Below are 17,435 nucleotides of genomic sequence, written 5' to 3'. Positions count from 1 at the left end.
CCTTCCGTCGCTCCCCGCCGACCGTCCCCACGGTCGGGCATATCGGTTGAGATGCGGTCGACGTCCCGCTGGTTCGGCCGGCCGGCCGGGGCTGGTCACTCCCCTGCCGGCCCGCCGATCAGAGCATGGGCGACGAACCGCATCTGCCGAACATATCCCCACCGACGTCGCGTGCCCAGGGCGGGTCGCAGCAGGTGACGGACATGTCCCGTACGAGAGACGCGCCCGGCCCGTGGGTCAGGAATCCGGCGTGAAGTGGCGCAGCACTTCGGGGTTGGCCATCGCGTCCGGATTCGCCGCCTTGTCGATGGGCGTGCCAAGCAAGATCTTACGGACTGGAACCTCCAGCTTCTTACCGGACAGGGTGCGCGGCACTCCCGGCACGACCCGGATCTCGTCGGGTACGTGCCGCGGGGACAGCGTCGAGCGCAGGGCGGCGCGGATCCGGCCGGCCAGGTCATCGGACAGGTCGACGCCCTCGGCGAGCTGGACGTACAGCAGCAGCCGGCCCTCCGCGCCGAGCTGCCCGGTGTCGACGACGAGGGAGTCGGCGATCTCGTCGAAGCCCTCGACGACACGGTAGAAGTCGGCGGTGCCCATGCGGACGCCCCCGCGGTTGAGGGTGGAGTCGGACCGCCCGTAGATCACGCACCCGCCGTCGGGCAGCACCTTGATCCAGTCGCCGTGCCGCCAGACGCCCTCGTACACGCCGAAGTAGGAGTCGCGGTAGCGCTCGCCGCCCTCGTCGTTCCAGAAGTAGATCGGCATGGACGGCATCGGCTCGGTGAGCACCAGCTCCCCGACCTCGCCGATGACCGGCTCGCCCTTCTCGTCGTACGCCTCGACCTTCGCGCCGAGCCCACGGCACTGGATGACGCCCGCGCGCAGCGGCAGCAGCGGGCAGGGCCCGACGAACCCGGTGGCCACGTCCGTGCCGCCGGAGAACGAGCCGACCAGCAGGTCCCGGCCGACGTGGTCGTACAGCCAACCGAAGCCCTCGGGCGGCAGCGGCGAACCCGTCGAGCCGATCCCGCGCAGCCGGGACAGGTCATGCGTCCGGCCGGGGTCGAGACCCGCCTTCATCGACGCCAGGACGTACGGCGCGCCGACCCCGAAGTAGGTGACCCCGGTCTCGGCGGCCAGCCGCCACAGCGTGTCGCCGTTCGGCGCCCCGTCGTACAGCACGACGGTCGCGCCGACGAGGAGGCCGCCGATGAGGTAGTTCCACATCATCCAGCCGGTCGTCGTGTACCAGAGGAACACGTCGCCGGGGCCGAGGTCCTGGTGGAAGCTGAGGGCCTTGAGGTGCTCCAGGACGATGCCGCCGTGGCCGTGCACGATCGGCTTGGGCAGGCCCGTGGTGCCCGAGGAGTACAGGATCCACAGCGGGTGGTCGAAGGGCACCGCCTCGAAGGCGAGCGGCTCGCCGTCACGCCGCAGGTCGGCGTAGCGGAGCGCGCGGCCCTCCCCGATCGCGGGGGCGTCCGGGTCGAGGCAGGGGATCGTGACCGTGGCCGTCAGTGTGGGCAGCGACGCCTGGATGTCGCGGACGACCGAGGACCGGTCGAACCGCTTGCCGTTGTAGGCGTAGCCGTCCACCGCGATCAGCACCTTCGGCTCGATCTGGGTGAACCGGTCGATCACGCTCGGCGCGCCGAAGTCGGGCGAGCACGACGACCACACCGCGCCCAGGGACGCGGTCGCGAGGAAGGCGACCAGGGCCTCGGGGATGTTCGGGACGTACGCCGCGACGCGGTCGCCCCGGCCGACGCCGAGCGCCCGCAGCCCGGCGCGCACCTCGGCGACCTCGGCGGCGAGCTCGCCGTACGTCAGCGTCCGCGAGCGGGACGCCCCGCCGGAGCCCTCGCCGGCCTGGTCACCGTCGTCGGCCTCCGTCCGGAAGATCACCGCCGTGGCGCCGGGGTCCTCCTCGGCCCGGCGCAGCGCGTTGCGCGCGTGGTTGAGCGTCGCGCCGGGGAACCAGCGCGCGCCCGGCATCTCGGAGCGTTCCAGCGCCGGCCCGTCGCCGCGGTCGCCCAGCACTCCGAAGTAGGACCAGATCGCGTCCCAGAACCCGCCGACGTCGGTGACGGACCAGCGCCACAGCTCGTCGTACGAGTCGATCCCGCGCTCGCGCATGAACCGCGCGACACGGGCGGTCCGGCGGACCTCCTCGGACGGCTCCCACAACAGATCACCCTCGGCAACGGACACGGCAGGGCCTCCTCACGTTTTCGCTGGCACCCAGCATTCACGGGGGCGGCCACCGGCCGCAATGCCGGCCCCTGGTGACTCGGCCCTCACGCCGGTGGCGTCGCGGTGAGCTCCTCGATCGCGGCGACGACCGTCTCGGTCTCGGCGAGGCTCGGCAGCACGACGTCCGCGCCCGCGCCGCGCAGCTCCGCCTGGGTCGCGGTGCCCGTCGCGACCGCGAGCATCCTGGCGCGGGCGATCTTCGCGGCCTGCACGTCGCGCGGGGAGTCGGCCACGAGCACGGTCGCGTCCTCGGCGATCACACCGCCGTGCCGCTCCGCCGCACGCGTGCGGGCCAGCTCCACCAGGGCGGCCTTGGGGTAGGTCTCCGAGCCGTACCCGCCGACCTCGAAGTCGAGGTACTTGGCCAGGCCGAGCGCCTTCAGCTTGGTGACGGCGTTCGGCCGGATCGAGCCGGTCAGCACCGACTGCACGACGCCGCGCCGCCTGGCCACCGCCGCGAGGGCCTCGCGGGCTCCCGGCAGCACGCGGCCCTCCTTGCGGACCGCGCCCTTGCGCGCCGCGAACGCGTCGGCCAGCGCGGCCATGAACTCCGGTAGGTGATCCTCGGTCGGGGCGACGTCGTTGAACGCCAGGGTCTCGAAGATGATCTCCGACTCGGTACGCCCGGCGGCCGGCGCGAGGCGGACGAGCGGCCGCCCGGTCACGCGCTCGAACGCCTCGGCGTACGCCTCCCGGGTCACCTTGCCGACGTCGACCAGTGTGTGATCGACGTTCCACAGCACCAGACGAGGCATCGACGGTCTCCCGCACACGGTGGACACAAGAGGGCCGGTCAATCGTGGAGGCTGAGCCCCGTCCGGCGCAAACCCGGTGTCAGGGGAATCGCCCCGTGGTCGGCCTGACCTCGCCGATCACCTCCAGCGGGATCGTCCCGCCGACCGGCCCGGTGAACCGGCCCAGGAACGTGTTGATCGTCATCCGCCCGCGCGGCGGGCGGTCCGCCGGGGTGTCCACGACGACGCGCACCGTCCTGCTCTCCCCCGGCGCCAGCCGCTGGAAGATGCACTCGACCCTGCCGATCGCCGAGCACGACGGATCGCTGACGGAGACGACGGCCAGCCGGTCGTCCGTTCCGGGCGCCGACACCTTGACGCTGCGCGCCACGACGTGCCGGACGCCCTCGGTGCCCGCGTTCGTGACGGTGAAGGCGTACCGGGCGCGGCGCCCGGGGACGAGCCGGTGGCCGGTCACGGGAACCAGCCGCGGGTCGGCGTGGAGCGACAGGTGGGTGAGGTCGGCGTCCCCGTCCGCGTCGATGACACGGGCGGGCCGCGGCTCGGGCACGGTGAGCGCCTTGACCGCGTACCCGGCCGCCGCCGCACAGCCGACGACGGCGGCCAATGACGTCAGACGCCGCACACGTTCCCCCCGAGGCGTGCCACGCATATTGCCTGGTCACAGGCCAGGCTACTCGCCGGGAGGCGGGAAGGCGATCACCCCATGTGGGGGTACCGGTGGTCCGTCGGCGGCGCGAACGTCTCCTTGACCGCGCGCGTGCTCACCCATCGCGTCAGGTTGAAGATCGAGCCGGCCTTGTCGTTGGTGCCGCTGGCCCGCGACCCGCCGAACGGCTGCTGCCCGACGACCGCGCCGGTCGGCTTGTCGTTGACGTAGAAGTTGCCGGCGGCGAACCGCAGCTTCTCCGACGCCTCGGCGATGGCCCGGCGGTCCTGCGCGATGATCGATCCGGTCAGGCCGTACGGCGCGGCGCCCTCCATCTGGGTGAGCACCGTGTCGTAGTCGGCGTCGTCGTAGACGTGCACGCCGAGGATCGGGCCGAAGTACTCCGTGGTGAAGATCTCGTCCTCCGGGTCGGCGCTCTGCAGCACCGTCGGCTGGACGAAGTAGCCCTCGGAGTCGTCGAGGCCGCCGCCGACCAGGAGGTCGATGGCGTCGTGGGACCGGGCCCGCTCGATCGCGGCCCGGTGCTTGGCGAACGCCCGGTCGTCGATCACGGCGCCCATGAACACCGACAGGTCCTCGGCGACGTCGCCCATCGTCAGCGACTCGACCGTGCCGAGGAAGTCGTCGCGCATGGTGTTCCACACCGAGCGCGGGACGTACGCCCGGGAGGCGGCGGAGCACTTCTGGCCCTGGTACTCGAACGCGCCGCGGATCAGCGCGGTGGACAGCACCCGCGGGTCCGCCGACGGGTGGGCGACGACGAAGTCCTTGCCGCCGGTCTCGCCGACGAGCCGCGGGTAGGTGCGGTAGCCGGCGATGTTCTCCCCGACGGTGCGCCACAGGTGCTGGAAGGTCGCGGTCGAGCCGGTGAAGTGGATGCCGGCCAGGTCCGGGTGCCGCAGCGCGATGTTCGAGACCGCCTCGCCGTTGCCGGTGACCAGGTTGATCACGCCGGGCGGCAGGCCGGCCGCCTCCAGGAGGCGCATCGTGAAGTGCGCGGCGAACGCTTGCGTCGGCGAGGGCTTCCACACGACGACGTTGCCCATGAGCGCGGCGGAGGTCGGCAGGTTCCCGGCGATCGCCGTGAAGTTGAACGGCGTGATCGCGAGGACGAAGCCCTCCAGCGGCCGGTACTCCAGGCGGTTCCACACGCCCGGCGAGCTGATCGGCTGCTGGGCGTACAACTCGCGGGCGAACGAGACGTTGAAGCGCAGGAAGTCGATGAACTCGCACGCCGCGTCGATCTCGGCCTGCTGCACCGACTTCGACTGCCCCAGGATGGTCGCGGCGTTCAGCGTGTTGCGCCAGGGACCGGACAGCAGGTCGGCGGCCTTCAGGAAGATCGCGGCGCGGTCGTCGAACGACAACGCCCGCCAGCCCGGTGCGGCCCGCCGCGCGGCGTCGATGGCCGCGCGCACGTCGTCGTCGGTCGCCTCACGTGCCTGGCCGAGGACGTGCCGGTGCTTGTGCGGCTGCACCGTGTCGATCGGCCGCCCGCCGCCGAGCCGCTGCTCGCCCCCGATGGTCATCGTGAGGTCGATCCGCTCGCCGGCGAGCTCCTTGATCTTCGCTTCGAGGCCGGTCCGGTCCTGGCCGCCGGGGGCGTACGCCCTCACCGGCTCGTTCACGGGGACCGGTACGTTCGTGACAGCGTCCATGAGGCAGCTCCCCGCAGTTCGTGACAGCGTCGTCAGAATGATCCGGGTGAGGATCGTGGGCACGGCCCCTCGTGAGGACCGCACTCCGCATCCTCGCACGTCACGGCCGACCCGACAAAACGCTCATTACGCAGGTCAGATGTACGCGGAGACCTCGGTCAGCCGCTCCACCACGGGAACCCCGAACCGGTCCAGTTCGGCCCGCCCCTGCATCCCCCCGGCGTACAGGATCGCGCGCGCCCCCGCGTGCCGGGCGGCGACGGCGTCGTCCACGCTGTCCCCGATCGCGATGACCTCCGACGGGTCGACCCCGAGCCGGGTCAGGTGCCGGACCATGAACTCCGCCTTCGACCCGCCGGCCTCCTCCGGCCGCAGGCCGTCGACCCGGCGGAAGATCTCACCGATCCCGTGCTCGCGCACCGCGACGGTCAGCCGGTCGTGATGCCACATCGACAGCAGGGACTGGCTGTGCCCGGCGCCGGCCAGCGAGTCGATCGCGTGCCGGGCGTCCGCCGCGAGCCGGCACCGCTCCATCAGCCGGTGGTAGGAGTTGTGGAACGCCGCGTCGAGCCGCTCCCACTCCCCGTCCTCCAGCGCGCGCCCCAGCATGCGCTCGTAACAGGCCCAGATGGGGCGCGTGTACACCGAGCGGAACCCCGCCAGATCCACGATCGGCAGGCCGTACGACGCGAAGATCTCATTCGTCGCGTCCACGATCGCGTCGAGATCGTTGAAGAGCGTGCCGTTCCAGTCCCAGACGATGTGCGCCATAGCCAATCGAGCATAAGCCAGGACACCCGCCGGCCGAAACGTCATGGGAACAGGTGCCGCAGCTCCTGGGTGGCGTACCACATGAGGTCGTGCCCGGCGGCGCCGTCGACGGTGAACCGCGCGTCGTCGTCGCCCGCGTCGGCGGCCTCGATCGCGGCGCGCGCCGCGCGGACGTCCGGCTCGGCCTCGGCGTCGTCGATGTGCCCGGACACGATCCGGCCGAAGGGAACCGGCTCGGAGATCCGCACGACGGCCCGGTCGTCGGCGTCGACGAGGTCACCGACGGCGAAGGTCACGGCCTTGTCGGGAATCTCCGCGGCGATGACGACCCGGCGGGACGGCGCCTCCGGATCGTCGGCCAGCAGCCGGAGGGACGCCTTCGCGGCGTCCGACATCGCGGCGTACTCGAGCTCCTCGAGGTCCGCGGAGGCGTACCACTCGCGCAGCGCCGGCGTAACGGCGTAGGCGGTCAGCGGCACCGGCCCGAGCTCCCGATCGTCGAGGATCCGGGCGAGGCCGTTCAGTGTTGACGGAAGATACACGCGCATGTTGCTGCAGAGTGTGCCAGCAGGAGGCCACGAATGCGCGCCGTATCCCGGCGACACCCCGTTCCGGGTCTCAACTGAGCGAGATGCCCAGCAGTCCCTCGAGCCGGGCGACCGTGCTCGTGGCATCGACGTAGTGAACGCCCGTGATGCCGAGCTCTTCCGCCGCGCGGACGTTGTGCTCGATGTCGTCGATGAACGCGCACTCCTCCGGCGACAGGCCGATCAGCTCCAGCGCGTGATGGAAGATCGCCGGGTCCGGCTTGCGTAGCCGCACCTCCGACGAGATCACGACCGCGTCGAACATCTCCGCGAACAGCTCACGCGGGTAGGTGTTGCCCCAGGAGTTGGACAGCAGGCAGGTACGGACGCCGGCGGACTTCACCCGGCGCAGCGCGTCGTACATCGGCTCGACCGGCTCGAACGCGAGGAACATCCGCGTCAGCAGCCCGTCGGCGGGCACCGGCGTGCCGGTCCGGGTACGCAGCCGCTCGGCCAGCAGCCGCTCGAACTCCGCGGGACTCAGCGACCCGTCCTCCAGCCCGTGGATCGGGTTGACCGCGCCGTCACCGGCGTACGCCTGGTCGACCCACTCCCTCATCACGAGCTTGTACGCGTCGGGATCGATGTCGTCCGCCTCGATCCACGCTGTGATCGTCTCTTTCAGCGGCGTGGTGAGCACGCCGCCCCAGTCGGTGATGAGCCCGCGAACCGTCACGCAGCCGATCGTAAGCCACCACCCCACAAGAACCGAACGCGGTTCTACGACACGGAGACCGGCTCCACCGCCACAGACGGCTGACCGAATCGGGCCCCGGCTCCGCTGGGCAGGGCCGGTACTCTTCGGCCGGTTCGAGGAGCCCGGTCCCCGCGGGCTTCATCAGCGCCGAGGATTGCCTGCGGGCTGGCCGGTGTGGTCGCCCAGACCGACTGAAGTCCCCTGATCCACTTCCCCGCGGAAGGAACCGAAGCGTGCGTTATGAGATCTGCCTGGAGTCGGCCGACGGCGTCGCCGCCGCGGCGGAGGCCGGCGCGGACCGGGTCGAGCTCTGTGCCGCCCTGCTGGAGGGCGGGATCACGCCGAGCATCGGAATGGTCGAACAGGCCGTCGCCGCCGCGGCCGGCCGGATCAAGGTCCATGTGATCATCCGCCCGCGCGGCGGGGACTTCGTGTACGGCCCGGCCGAGGCCGCGGCGATGCTGCGTGACATCGAGGCGGTCAAGGCCGCCGGGGTCGACGGCGTCGTCATCGGCGCCCTGACCCCGGACGCGGACATCGACACCGAACTGTGCGGACGGCTCGTCGAGGCCGCCCGCCCGCTCAGCGTCACCTTCCACCGGGCGTTCGACGTCACCCGCGACCCAGAGGCGGCGTTCGAGGACGTCGTCGGTCTCGGTGTCGACCGGCTGCTCACCTCCGGCGCGGCACCCTCGGCCCTGGAGGGCTCCGACCTGATCGCGCACCTCGTCGAGAAGGCCGCCGGACGGATCGTCATCCTGCCGGCCGGCGGCATCAACGAACGCACCGCCGCGCGCGTCGTCCAGCAGACCGGCGTGGAGGAACTGCACTTCACCGCCTCGGAGGCGCTGCCGTCCCCGTCTCGCTTCACCCGGCCGGGTATCCACATGGGCGGCGCGCTGTACCCGCCGGAGAGCGTCCGCGCTGTCACGAGCGCGGCCCGCATCCAGCGCGTCATCGCCGCCATCGGCTGACCGAAAGGCCCCGGAAGCGACCGAAATCATGCAAACTGCAAGGGATGAAGATTTCCGACGGCGAGCTACGGCGTATCCGGCTCGGCCCCACCGAGGATGACGACGAGGAAGGCCTGTTCCTCGTACGAGTGTTCTTCACGGCGACCGACCCGGAGGCCGTGATCGCCCGTGCGCGCGAGGTACTCGGCAGCGTCATCGAGCGGGTGGACTCATGGCCGGCGGACGAAGAGTGGCCGAAGATCCTTCCTTCCTGGTTCGTCGAACGGTTCGTGACGGAGGTCGAGCCACCCGCCCTGGAGCCGATCTTCGATCCCGCCGCCCGGGCCGCCGCCTGGCTGCAGCTCTGGCAGGCGGCGACTCCGGCAGAAGAGGCCACCCCCGACAAGGCGGACGACACGGACGAGGCGTCCTGGAGCCTTTCGGACTGGCTCTTCCATTTCGACCCGAGCGAGGAAGAGGGCGGCGGCGACCGGAGCTGGTGGTGGTGGGACGCCGGAATCGACGTGCTGGGCAACGGCTGGATCGACGTCGCCACGCCCAGGCTGCCTTTCGGGACCGAAACTTTGTACCGGCTGATCGTGGCGAGCGGCGGTGCGAACCCCGGCTACTGATGGCGGCCCGCCGCTCCTGCGGGCCGCCATCGGTTCAAAACCGGTCAGTCCTTGAGGATGCAGAGCACGCCGCAGGCGATCGCGGACGACGGGTCGGTGGTCGTCCGCGGGAAGTCCGCGGGTGCGCCCGCCGGGACGTACGACGCTGTGACGGTGTTCTTCAGCGGCAGGACCAGCAGGAACGTCGAGCAGTAGAACCGCTTCGTCTCCCCTGCCGCCAGGGTGAACTCCCCTGCCGCCGCCTCACACGACGACTCCTTCGGGTCGTCGAGCGTGACCTTCGCGGCGTCCAGCGGGCCGGTGTCGGTCACGGTGATCCGCCAGTAGGCCGTACCCAGCAGCCCGAGCAGGCCGCCCGGTGTCTGTTTGACCCACGGGCCGCAGCCGCACGGGCCGCACTTGCTCGCCGTCGTCGATGAGCAGATCTCCTTGTTCACGCTGACGTGGGGCATGCAGGCCGAGCCCGGCGTGATCCAGAGGTCGACGGTGTTGGACCGGAGATCCCCGGTGCTGTCCGAACCGGTGGCGGTGTTCGACACGCCGGTGACCGTGCAGGTGTCGGTGACCTTGGTCTGGAAGCAGACCTGCGGCGCGTCGCCGTGGAAGGCGACCACCAGCGCGGGATGGTTCGTTCCGGTGAAGTCGCTCCCGTTCCTCAGCACCAGATGGGTGGTGACGTTGATGGACGGATGGGCCGAGGCGGAGATGCCGGACAGGTCGAGCGATCCGTCCGCGCCGAACGACGGATTCGCGATCGTCGTCCCGTTGTCGGTCACCGTGGCCGTGGAGGCGGCCAGGTCGACATCGGCCACGTCGATGTTCTCCAGGCGGGCGTTCTGGTAACCCTGCACGTGCCCGGTGCCGCCGTCGCAGTAGTACGCCGACGGTTTCATCGTCACGCTCGCGCCGCTGTGCAGGCACGGCGTCCTGGCGGTGTCCGGGTCGACGGAGAACAGCACGCCGGCGTCACCGAGGCCGAACAGGCAGCCGCTGGTGGTGTCGTAGGCGTAGCCGTAGTCCCGCGTCGCCCCGCCGTTGACGGTGGGGTGCGTCGCCGGAAGCGGGAATCCGGCGCATGCCGCGCCGGCGGTCCAGTCGTGGCAGACCGTCGCGCCCGCCACCGAGCCGCCCCAGATACCGAAGTAGCTGCGCAGATGCCCATCCGACGTCGTGATCGTCTCCGGGCTGAACGCCTGCGCGCCGCTGGACAGCCCGTCGAACTCCGTGGGCGCGGTGACCGCCGTACCGCCGAAGTCGAAGCACGTGGACTTCATCGCCGGGCTGGTGACGGTGGCGCACACGCGGTCGGCGTGAGCTCCGGTGTCGTATCCGACATAGGCGTTGTAGGAGTACGAACCGGCGGAGCCGACGACGTGCGGCGTGGTCCAGCCGTCGCACGCGGCCTTCGTGCCCGGGTCGAAGCAGCCGATCGCGGGCGGGCGCTGGCCGGCCGAGGAGTCGAGCGGTGACGACGACGCGAAGACCTTGCCGTTCGCGGTGACCATCCAGCCGAGGTAGTCGCTCCTCGGGGTGGCGGGCCGGTCGCCGTTCGGGGGGACGATCGCGGCGTACGGCTGGCCGGCGCACGGCTGATGCGAGGCGATCACCAGGCACAGCACCTGACCGGTCGAGGCGATGCCGTACAGGTCGCCGTCGTGCTCGACCAGGCCGCCGATGTTGTTCACGCTCGACGGTGAACCGCCCCGGTCGATGAGGGGCCAGTATCCGCAGTTGGCCCGCGCCTGCAGGTCGAGGCAGGCGACGCCGACCGTGGCCGACGCGAACGCCGGGTAGTACACGAGGTTGGCGTGGTCCGGGTCGCGGATGATTCGTTCCATCGACGCGGTCGCCAGGTCCGACGTGGCGCCACTGCCGAGCGGCCCGGGCGCGGCGTTGATGGGTTTGGGCCACGGCCCGCCCGCGCACGCCTGCCCGGTGTTCAGGTCCGTGCAGACGACCACGGCCGCGGGGGCGGTGGAATGGTGGAAGAGGTTCCAGGCCTCCACCTTGCCGCCCGCCCGGTAGAGGATCGGTGTGTAGCCGTCTCCGCCGGTCGCGGTCGCGACGGACTGCAGCGGCGGAAGCAGGTCCGCCGAGAGGTTCGTGCCGCCCTGCCGCGCGGAGGGATTGCCGGCCCGTACGGCCGTCGTGGCCGCGCCGGTGTCACTGCCCTGGAAGGTGGTGCCGTCCGTCGACCAGGACGGGGACCAGCCCGGAGGAACCTTGAGGGAGCCGGGGACGTACGTCTGGGCGCTCGGCGCGCCGTTGATCGGGTCGGTGATGGTCGCGGACGCGGGCGCCGCGGACCCCTTGTCCGTGTAGTCGACCACCCAGTTGAGCACGTCGCCGTGGCCGGGATGAGCGGCGCCCGGATGGGTCACATTCTGCGCGCTCTTGTGGAGGACGGACGAATCGGCCGCGGGCGCCGGTGCGGCCGAGATTCCGACGAAAGTACCGGTGATGAGCAGTCCGGCGATCGCCGTGCAGCCCATCCGAAACGCGCGCGATAATGTGGATCTTCGCATGTTCAGTTCTCTCCACCCTCTGCGTTAATCGCGATGTGTGGCGGAATGCACCCCGTCGAACCGGATCCTCGGCAAATGTCGTCGAACGTCCGTTGTTGAGCAAGAGCGGTGGCCACGTGCGGTCAGGCTGTGACCCTCTGCCACGGCCCGGAGGTCCGCCGGCTCCGTCCGTCAGTCGTCGTCGACGGCCCCACCCGGCGGGCGGAGCTGGAAGCTCGATGTCGCCGGCGCCGTCGTCGCCAGGGCGGTGCGGGATGTCTCGGCCCGTTGCACTCGGGCGGCGACGACCGGAGCCGGTGGTGGGCTGCCGGAAGCCTACCGATCGCGCCCGCCACCCTGCGAAACCTCCGGTGAGCATTTCGCAATCTTCGTGAAACACGAAACATGCGGGTAACACACCTGTACGCGACCGGAAACCTGAGGTGGCGACCCTTCCCGAAGCTGCTCGGCATCGCCGTGCCGAGGGGAAGGACGACATACCGACATGCCGACCGGATTCAACGCCGGCGACACCGCCTGGCTGCTGACCAGCACCGCACTCGTTCTCCTGATGACGCCGGGCCTGGCGCTGTTCTACGGCGGCATGGTCCGGACCAAGAGCGTGCTCAACATGCTGATGATGAGCTTCGTCTCGATCGCCGTGGTGACCATCGTCTGGCTGCTCGCCGGCTACACGCTGGCCTTCGGTCCCGACTTGGGAGGCTGGGGGCTGCTCGGCGGCCTGCGGTACATCGGCATGCACGGCATCGGGCCGAGAAGCCTCACCGGGCACATACCGACCCTGATCTTCGCCGCGTTCCAACTGGCGTTCGCCATCATCACGGCCGCGCTGATCAGCGGGGCCATCGCCGATCGGGCCAAATTCGGCGCGTGGGCGGTCTTCGTCGCCGTCTGGACACTGCTGGTCTACGTACCGGTGGCCCACTGGGTCTTCGCGCCCGGCGGCTGGATCCTCACCCGGCTGCACGCGCTGGACTTCGCCGGGGGCACCGTGGTCGAAGTGAACTGCGGGACCTCCGGGCTGGCGCTCGCGTTGCTCCTCGGACCGCGCATCGGCTTCAAGAAAGAGGCCATGCGCCCGCACAACCTGCCGCTGGTGCTCCTCGGCGCGGGGCTGCTGTGGTTCGGCTGGTTCGGATTCAACGCGGGCTCGGCGATGGGCGCCAACGGCCTCGCGGCAGCCGCCTTCGTCAACACCCAGGCGGCGGGCTGCACCGGCATGCTGGGCTGGCTGGCGGTGGAGAAGCGCAGGGACGGCCACGCCACCACTCTCGGCGCCGCCTCCGGTGCGGTCGCCGGTCTGGTCGCCATCACCCCGTCCTGCGGCTCTGTGGGCGTCTTCGGTGCGCTGATGATCGGTCTGGCCGCCGGTGTGCTGTGTTCGTACGCGGTGAGCTGGAAGTTCCGTCTCGGCTATGACGACTCCTTGGACGTCGTCGGGGTCCATCTGGTCGCGGGCGTGGTCGGCACCGTGCTGATCGGGGTCTTCGCCACCGCGGTGATGACCGGGGGTGCCGCCGGACTGCTCTCCGGTGGCGGAGGAGGCCAGCTGCTCAAGCAGGTCACGGCGGTGCTCGCGGTGGGCGCGTACGCGTTCACCATGACCTACGGCATAGGGAAGCTGATCGACCGGATGATGGGCTTTCGGGCCTCGGCCCAGGACGAGCAGCTCGGCCTGGACCTTGCCGTACACGCCGAGAGCGCCTATGACCACGGCGTTCTGGGGCATGGCACGACGCAGAACGGCAACCGGCGCCCGTCGGCGCAGCCGGGCAGGACCCCGGCCTCGGATGTTGAGCGGCAGGATTAGAGGTCACCCGATCGCGAGGTCCGGACGCAGCGGCCCGGCCCGCTCGGGGATCAGCCGCTCCTCGCCCTCACCCGGCCCGAAGAGCAGCGATCCGGGCCGGCCGCGGGCCGGATCGCTGACGACGAGACCGCCGCGCCGGCGGCCGTCTCGTCGCGGTAGCGGTACTGCAGGTCGCGGAGCGCCTCGCCATGGTCGGCCCGGACCGCCGGGTAGCGCGAGGAGGCGTGGATGCAGCCGGGCGAAGCGCCATAGGCCGCGGCCGCCATCGGGAGGACGAGCGTGGAGGCGACCAGGTCCGCGATCTGCAGGCCGACGTGGTTGTCGCTGTGCGAGAACAGCGGGACCTCCAGCAGCGGCGGATAGGGGTCACCGGCGGTCCGCCACTTCTGGGTGAAGATCGAATGCGCGACCTTGACATTGAGCCCCGGAGTCCGCCCGTCCGCGATCATAACGCCCTTCGAGCGATACTCGAGAAGGAACTCGCTGGAGTGCCAGGCTATGTCTTGTACGGCATAACAGTAGGTAGCGTCTGATTTGAGTGATTTTCCCTTCTCCTTGACCCACACCCGGCCGATCACTCGGCATCCATAGCCATCGATCAGGTCGAGGATGGCATACCGCACCAAGCTCGCCTGACGCCGTCGATCGCGTGAGTTCTTGCGGGTCATCTGAAGGATGTCGCTGCCCTTGACCTCGGTCAGCGCGTGGTCGAGGGCAGGGCCGTAGCTGAACCGCCCGGGAAAGTGCCGGCGCTTAAGAGCGAGGAAGTCTCGCGTCAGGTCAGGAATCTGACTTGCCGGAATTATCAGGCCAAGGAGGACCATCGCCGGTGTAGCGTTCGAAGACTGATCGGGCGGCTCACAACCACCCGACTCGTCGAGATAACAGAAAAAACATGACCCAGAAAATACACTGAGGCCGCCCCAATGGGGACGACCTCAGGATGCGATGTTCGGCTTTCTCCTAGGCACCGGAATTAGAGTACCATGCTCGCTCTGATCAGGCGAGGGTAATGATGCGGCGCGGATAAATGGCGGCTATTTGGAAATTCCGGCCGTCAAGCCGGCGACGATCTGTTTGGTGGCGACGAGGAAGAGGACGACGAGCGGGATCGTCGTGATCACCAGGCCGGCGGACAGCGTCGCGTGGGCGGCCTCGAACTCGCCGAAGAAGCGGGTCAGACCGGTCGGCAGGGTCCACTGATCGTCCCTCAACAGCACCAGCGGGAAGAAGAAGTCGTTCCAGAGGGGAATGAACTGGAACAACGCCACGGTGGTCAGCGCCGGGCGGACCATGGGGACCATGATCCGGGCGAAGATCCGCAGCTCGCCGGCGCCGTCGATGCGGGCCGCCTCCTCCAGCTCCATCGGCAGCTGCCGGAAGAACGCCGTCAGGACGAAGACCGAGAACGGCACGCCGCTCCCCGCGTACACGCAGATCAGCCAGAAGCGCGCGTCGACCCCCGGCATCGACTGCGTGAGCGAGTTGACGAGGTAGAACACCGGCACGGCGCCCAGCCGGATCGGCAGCATGAGGCCGGCCAGGAAGTAGGACGACAGCACGCCCCGGCCGCGGAAGCGGTACCGGCCCAGCGGGTAGGCGGCGAGCACCGAGACGCCGGTGCCGAGCACCACCGAGGTGACCGTGATCAGGACGGAGTTCATGAAGTAGGTGCTGAAGTTGCCTTCCGACCAGGCGCGGGAGTAGTTCCCGAACGCCGGGTGCAGGGGCAGGCCGAGTGGCTGGTTCGCCAGGTCCTGCTCGGTGCGCAGCGAGTTGAACGCCATGATGACGAGCGGGGCCAGGGCCGCCAGGGCGTACACCCAGAGCAGGATGGCCGATGCCGCTCCGCCGGCCCGGATCCGCCGCCGGGGAGATCGCGGGCGTGCGGTGACGGTGGACCGCTCGCCGACCGTGAGGGTGGTCATGTGAGGCGGTCCTCCATCCGGCGGAAGATCTTGTTGGCCGCCAGCGACACCCCGAAGATCAGCACGAACATGCAGACGGCGAGCGCGCAGGACTGGCCGATGGCGTTCGGGTCGGGGTTCTGGAAGGCCGTCCGGTAGAACAGCAGCCCGAGCGTGTCGGTGGCGAACCCGGGATTGCCCTGCGAGCCCTGCAGCGCGAAGACCAGGTCGAGCACGTTGAACGTCCCGATGAAGGTCAGCACGGTGACGATGCCCAGCACCGGCGTGAGCAGCGGCAGCGTGACCCGCCGGAACACCTGCCACGACGACGCGCCGTCGACGCGGGCGGCCTGCTCGTACTCGTCGGGGATGCCCGCGAGCGCGGCGCCGAACAGCAGCATCGGGAAGCCGACCCACTGCCAGGCGTTGACGACGATCGCGACGGGCAGCGCCAGGTGCGGGTCACCGCGCCAGGGCTGCGCCAGCGCGCCGAGGCCGACGTCGCGCAGCGCGGCGTTGATCGCGCCGAACTGCGGGTTGAGCATGATCGACCAGAGGTAGCCGACCACGATGGGGCTGACCAGGTGCGGCAGCGTGTACGCGGTCTGCAGGAACCGCTTGCCGCGCCGGGACTTGTGCAGCAGCACGGCGAACGCCAGGCCGAGGGTGGTCTGGATCAGCATCGTGCCGATGAAGAACAGGCAGTTGTGGCCGAGGGCGCGCCACACCTGCTCGCTCAGCGGGTACTTGGTGAACAGCTGGTGGAAGTCGGACAGGCCGGTGAAGCCGTCCTGCCTGTTCCCCGACCAGGAGTACAGGCTGTACTCCGCGGCGGACACCAGCGGATAGATGATGAACACCGTGTACAGCGCCAGAGCGGGCAGCAGGAAGGTCAGCAGGACCCGGCGGCGGGGTCGCCCGCCGCCGGTGCCGACCGGACGCCTCAGCCTCCGCTGGGCTTGAACCACGCCGAAATGCCCTTCTGGACGAGCTTGCCCGCGTCCGCGGCCGAGGTGCCGCCCAGCATCTTCTGCAGGGCCTGCCCCTCCTGGTCACGGCCGAGCGGGTTCCCGTAGCCGAAGTCGACGACCATCATGTAGGTCGCGCCGTGCTGCTGGTAGCCCTGGTACGCCTGGGTGAGCAGCGGGTCGCCGGGGGTCGTGCCGGGCACGGTCGAGATCTGCTTGAGCGTGCTCGCGTACAGCTGCCCGAACTCGGGCGTCGCCATCCACTTGACCAGCTCGGTCGCCTCGGTCTTGTGCTCGGAGTGCGCGTTGATGCCGAACGATCCGTCGACGTAGCCGGAGGTCAGCGGCTGGTTCACCTTGGCGCCCGGGGCGGGCGGGGCGTCGAACCAGCCGATCTGCAGGTCCGGTGACGTCTTGGTGAACGGCCCGATCTCGTACGAGCCGCCCGGGTACATCGCGGCCTTGCCGCTGGTGAACAGCGTCTGCGCGTCGGGGTAGTCGACGGCGGCGACCTGGTCCGGGAAGTACTGTTTCAGGTCGGTGACGGTCTGCAGCGAGGCCGTGTAGTCCGGGTCGGTGAAATCCTTCTTGCCGGTGAGGACGGCCTGCTCGAAGTCGTTGCCGCCGAACCGCGTCGCGCCGAAGATCTGGTGGTCGATCGCCAGCACCCACGGCTGCAGGCCGCTGGTGGCCATCGGGGTGATCCCGGCCTTCTTGAGCTTCTCGCAGGCGGCGGTGAAGTCGGCCCACGTCTTCGGCGGCTCGATCTTCTGGTCCGTGAAGATCTTCTTGTTGTAGAGGATCCCGAGGGTCTGCAGGGCGTACGGGACGCCGTACAGCTTCCCGTCGTCCTTGCCCTTGGCCGCCTGCAGCACCTTGTCCTGCCAGCCGCTGACGTTCACCTGGCCGTCGAGCGGCACGAGGTTGCCCGCCTTGATGTAGGACTGCAGCGGGCCGTACGGCTTGAGCTGGACGACGTCCGGCCCGCCCGTCGACTTCTTCAGCTCGTTCGGCAGCACCGTCAGGTAGTCGGTGCTCTTGATCGGCTTGTAGTCGACGGTGACCTTCGGGTGGTTCTTCTCGTACGCGTCGAAGATCTTCTCGTAGCCCGCGGTGTCCTCCGGCCGCCAGGTCATGACGGTGAGGTGGACCTTGCCGCCGCCGCTGTTCGTACTCGGTGCGCACGCCGGAAGGGCGAGGGTTGCGCCCAGCGCCGCGACGAGCGCGCAGAATTTACGCATGAGGA

14 protein-coding genes and 1 pseudogene are annotated in these 17,435 nt (G+C 69.9%); 3 read left to right on the top strand and 12 right to left on the bottom strand.

Annotation, left to right across the window (positions count from 1 at the left end):
• Window positions 1-237 precede the first annotated feature (237 nt).
• The 7 genes from NE235_RS32850 to NE235_RS32820 all read right to left on the bottom strand — a co-directional run bounded on the left by NE235_RS32850 (window position 238) and on the right by NE235_RS32820 (window position 7,373).
• On the bottom strand, window positions 238-2,214 hold the full coding sequence (locus NE235_RS32850) for an acetoacetate--CoA ligase (protein WP_252809963.1): 1,977 nt from the start codon (window positions 2,212-2,214) through the stop codon (window positions 238-240).
• An 86-nt stretch (window positions 2,215-2,300) separates the two neighbouring features.
• Window positions 2,301-3,011 (bottom strand): HAD family hydrolase, encoded by a 711-nt coding sequence (locus tag NE235_RS32845; protein ID WP_252809960.1) that lies wholly within the window; start codon window positions 3,009-3,011, stop codon window positions 2,301-2,303.
• A gap of 79 nt (window positions 3,012-3,090) precedes the next feature.
• Entirely contained in the window at window positions 3,091-3,636 is a 546-nt protein-coding gene (locus tag NE235_RS32840) for a methane monooxygenase/ammonia monooxygenase subunit B (RefSeq protein ID WP_252809959.1), read from the bottom strand.
• 74 nt (window positions 3,637-3,710) lie between these two features.
• Window positions 3,711-5,339 carry an L-glutamate gamma-semialdehyde dehydrogenase gene (gene pruA, locus NE235_RS32835; RefSeq protein WP_252809957.1) on the bottom strand — a complete coding sequence of 543 codons (1,629 nt, stop codon included), beginning with the start codon at window positions 5,337-5,339 and terminating at the stop codon, window positions 3,711-3,713.
• Window positions 5,340-5,474: 135 nt separating this feature from the next.
• Window positions 5,475-6,110 (bottom strand): HAD family hydrolase, encoded by a 636-nt coding sequence (locus tag NE235_RS32830; RefSeq protein WP_252809955.1) that lies wholly within the window; start codon window positions 6,108-6,110, stop codon window positions 5,475-5,477.
• A gap of 41 nt (window positions 6,111-6,151) precedes the next feature.
• Window positions 6,152-6,658, bottom strand: coding sequence for a DUF6912 family protein (locus NE235_RS32825; protein ID WP_252809953.1), 507 nt, complete (start codon window positions 6,656-6,658; stop codon window positions 6,152-6,154).
• A 70-nt stretch (window positions 6,659-6,728) separates the two neighbouring features.
• The gene (locus NE235_RS32820; protein WP_252809951.1) at window positions 6,729-7,373 is read right to left on the bottom strand and encodes an HAD family hydrolase; all 645 of its coding nucleotides are present in this window, start codon (window positions 7,371-7,373) and stop codon (window positions 6,729-6,731) included.
• A 254-nt stretch (window positions 7,374-7,627) separates the two neighbouring features.
• Here NE235_RS32820 and NE235_RS32815 point away from each other — a divergent pair, with 254 nt between their 5' ends.
• Together NE235_RS32815 and NE235_RS32810 are read left to right on the top strand one after the other, a co-directional pair.
• Window positions 7,628-8,368 (top strand): copper homeostasis protein CutC, encoded by a 741-nt coding sequence (locus tag NE235_RS32815; protein WP_252809949.1) that lies wholly within the window; start codon window positions 7,628-7,630, stop codon window positions 8,366-8,368.
• A 44-nt stretch (window positions 8,369-8,412) separates the two neighbouring features.
• On the top strand, window positions 8,413-8,979 hold the full coding sequence (locus tag NE235_RS32810) for a hypothetical protein (RefSeq protein ID WP_252809947.1): 567 nt from the start codon (window positions 8,413-8,415) through the stop codon (window positions 8,977-8,979).
• A gap of 44 nt (window positions 8,980-9,023) precedes the next feature.
• Here the strand turns inward: NE235_RS32810 and NE235_RS32805 are convergent, their stop codons facing one another.
• Window positions 9,024-11,471, bottom strand: a complete 2,448-nt coding sequence (locus NE235_RS32805; protein ID WP_252809945.1) for a DUF7617 domain-containing protein — start codon at window positions 11,469-11,471, stop codon at window positions 9,024-9,026.
• A 517-nt stretch (window positions 11,472-11,988) separates the two neighbouring features.
• Between NE235_RS32805 and NE235_RS32800 the strand changes: the two genes are divergently transcribed.
• Window positions 11,989-13,314, top strand: coding sequence for an ammonium transporter (locus NE235_RS32800; RefSeq protein WP_252809943.1), 1,326 nt, complete (start codon window positions 11,989-11,991; stop codon window positions 13,312-13,314).
• A 50-nt stretch (window positions 13,315-13,364) separates the two neighbouring features.
• Here NE235_RS32800 and NE235_RS32795 read toward each other — a convergent pair.
• The 4 genes and pseudogenes from NE235_RS32795 to NE235_RS32780 form a co-directional block, all read right to left on the bottom strand.
• Window positions 13,365-14,192 (bottom strand): annotated as a pseudogene (locus NE235_RS32795) (DUF3800 domain-containing protein); the annotation flags it as partial.
• Window positions 14,193-14,351: 159 nt separating this feature from the next.
• Entirely contained in the window at window positions 14,352-15,242 is an 891-nt protein-coding gene (locus NE235_RS32790; protein WP_252809941.1) for a carbohydrate ABC transporter permease, read from the bottom strand.
• Window positions 15,239-16,189, bottom strand: coding sequence for a carbohydrate ABC transporter permease (locus tag NE235_RS32785; protein ID WP_252809939.1), 951 nt, complete (start codon window positions 16,187-16,189; stop codon window positions 15,239-15,241). Before NE235_RS32785 ends, NE235_RS32790 begins: the two co-directional genes overlap by 4 nt.
• Window positions 16,165-17,430, bottom strand: a complete 1,266-nt coding sequence (locus NE235_RS32780; RefSeq protein WP_252809937.1) for an ABC transporter substrate-binding protein — start codon at window positions 17,428-17,430, stop codon at window positions 16,165-16,167. Before NE235_RS32780 ends, NE235_RS32785 begins: the two co-directional genes overlap by 25 nt.
• Window positions 17,431-17,435 lie beyond the last annotated feature (5 nt).

The organism is Actinoallomurus spadix, assembly GCF_024055725.1.
GTDB lineage: Bacteria > Actinomycetota > Actinomycetes > Streptosporangiales > Streptosporangiaceae > Actinoallomurus > Actinoallomurus spadix.
This window is presented reverse-complemented; position numbering and strand designations above follow the sequence as displayed.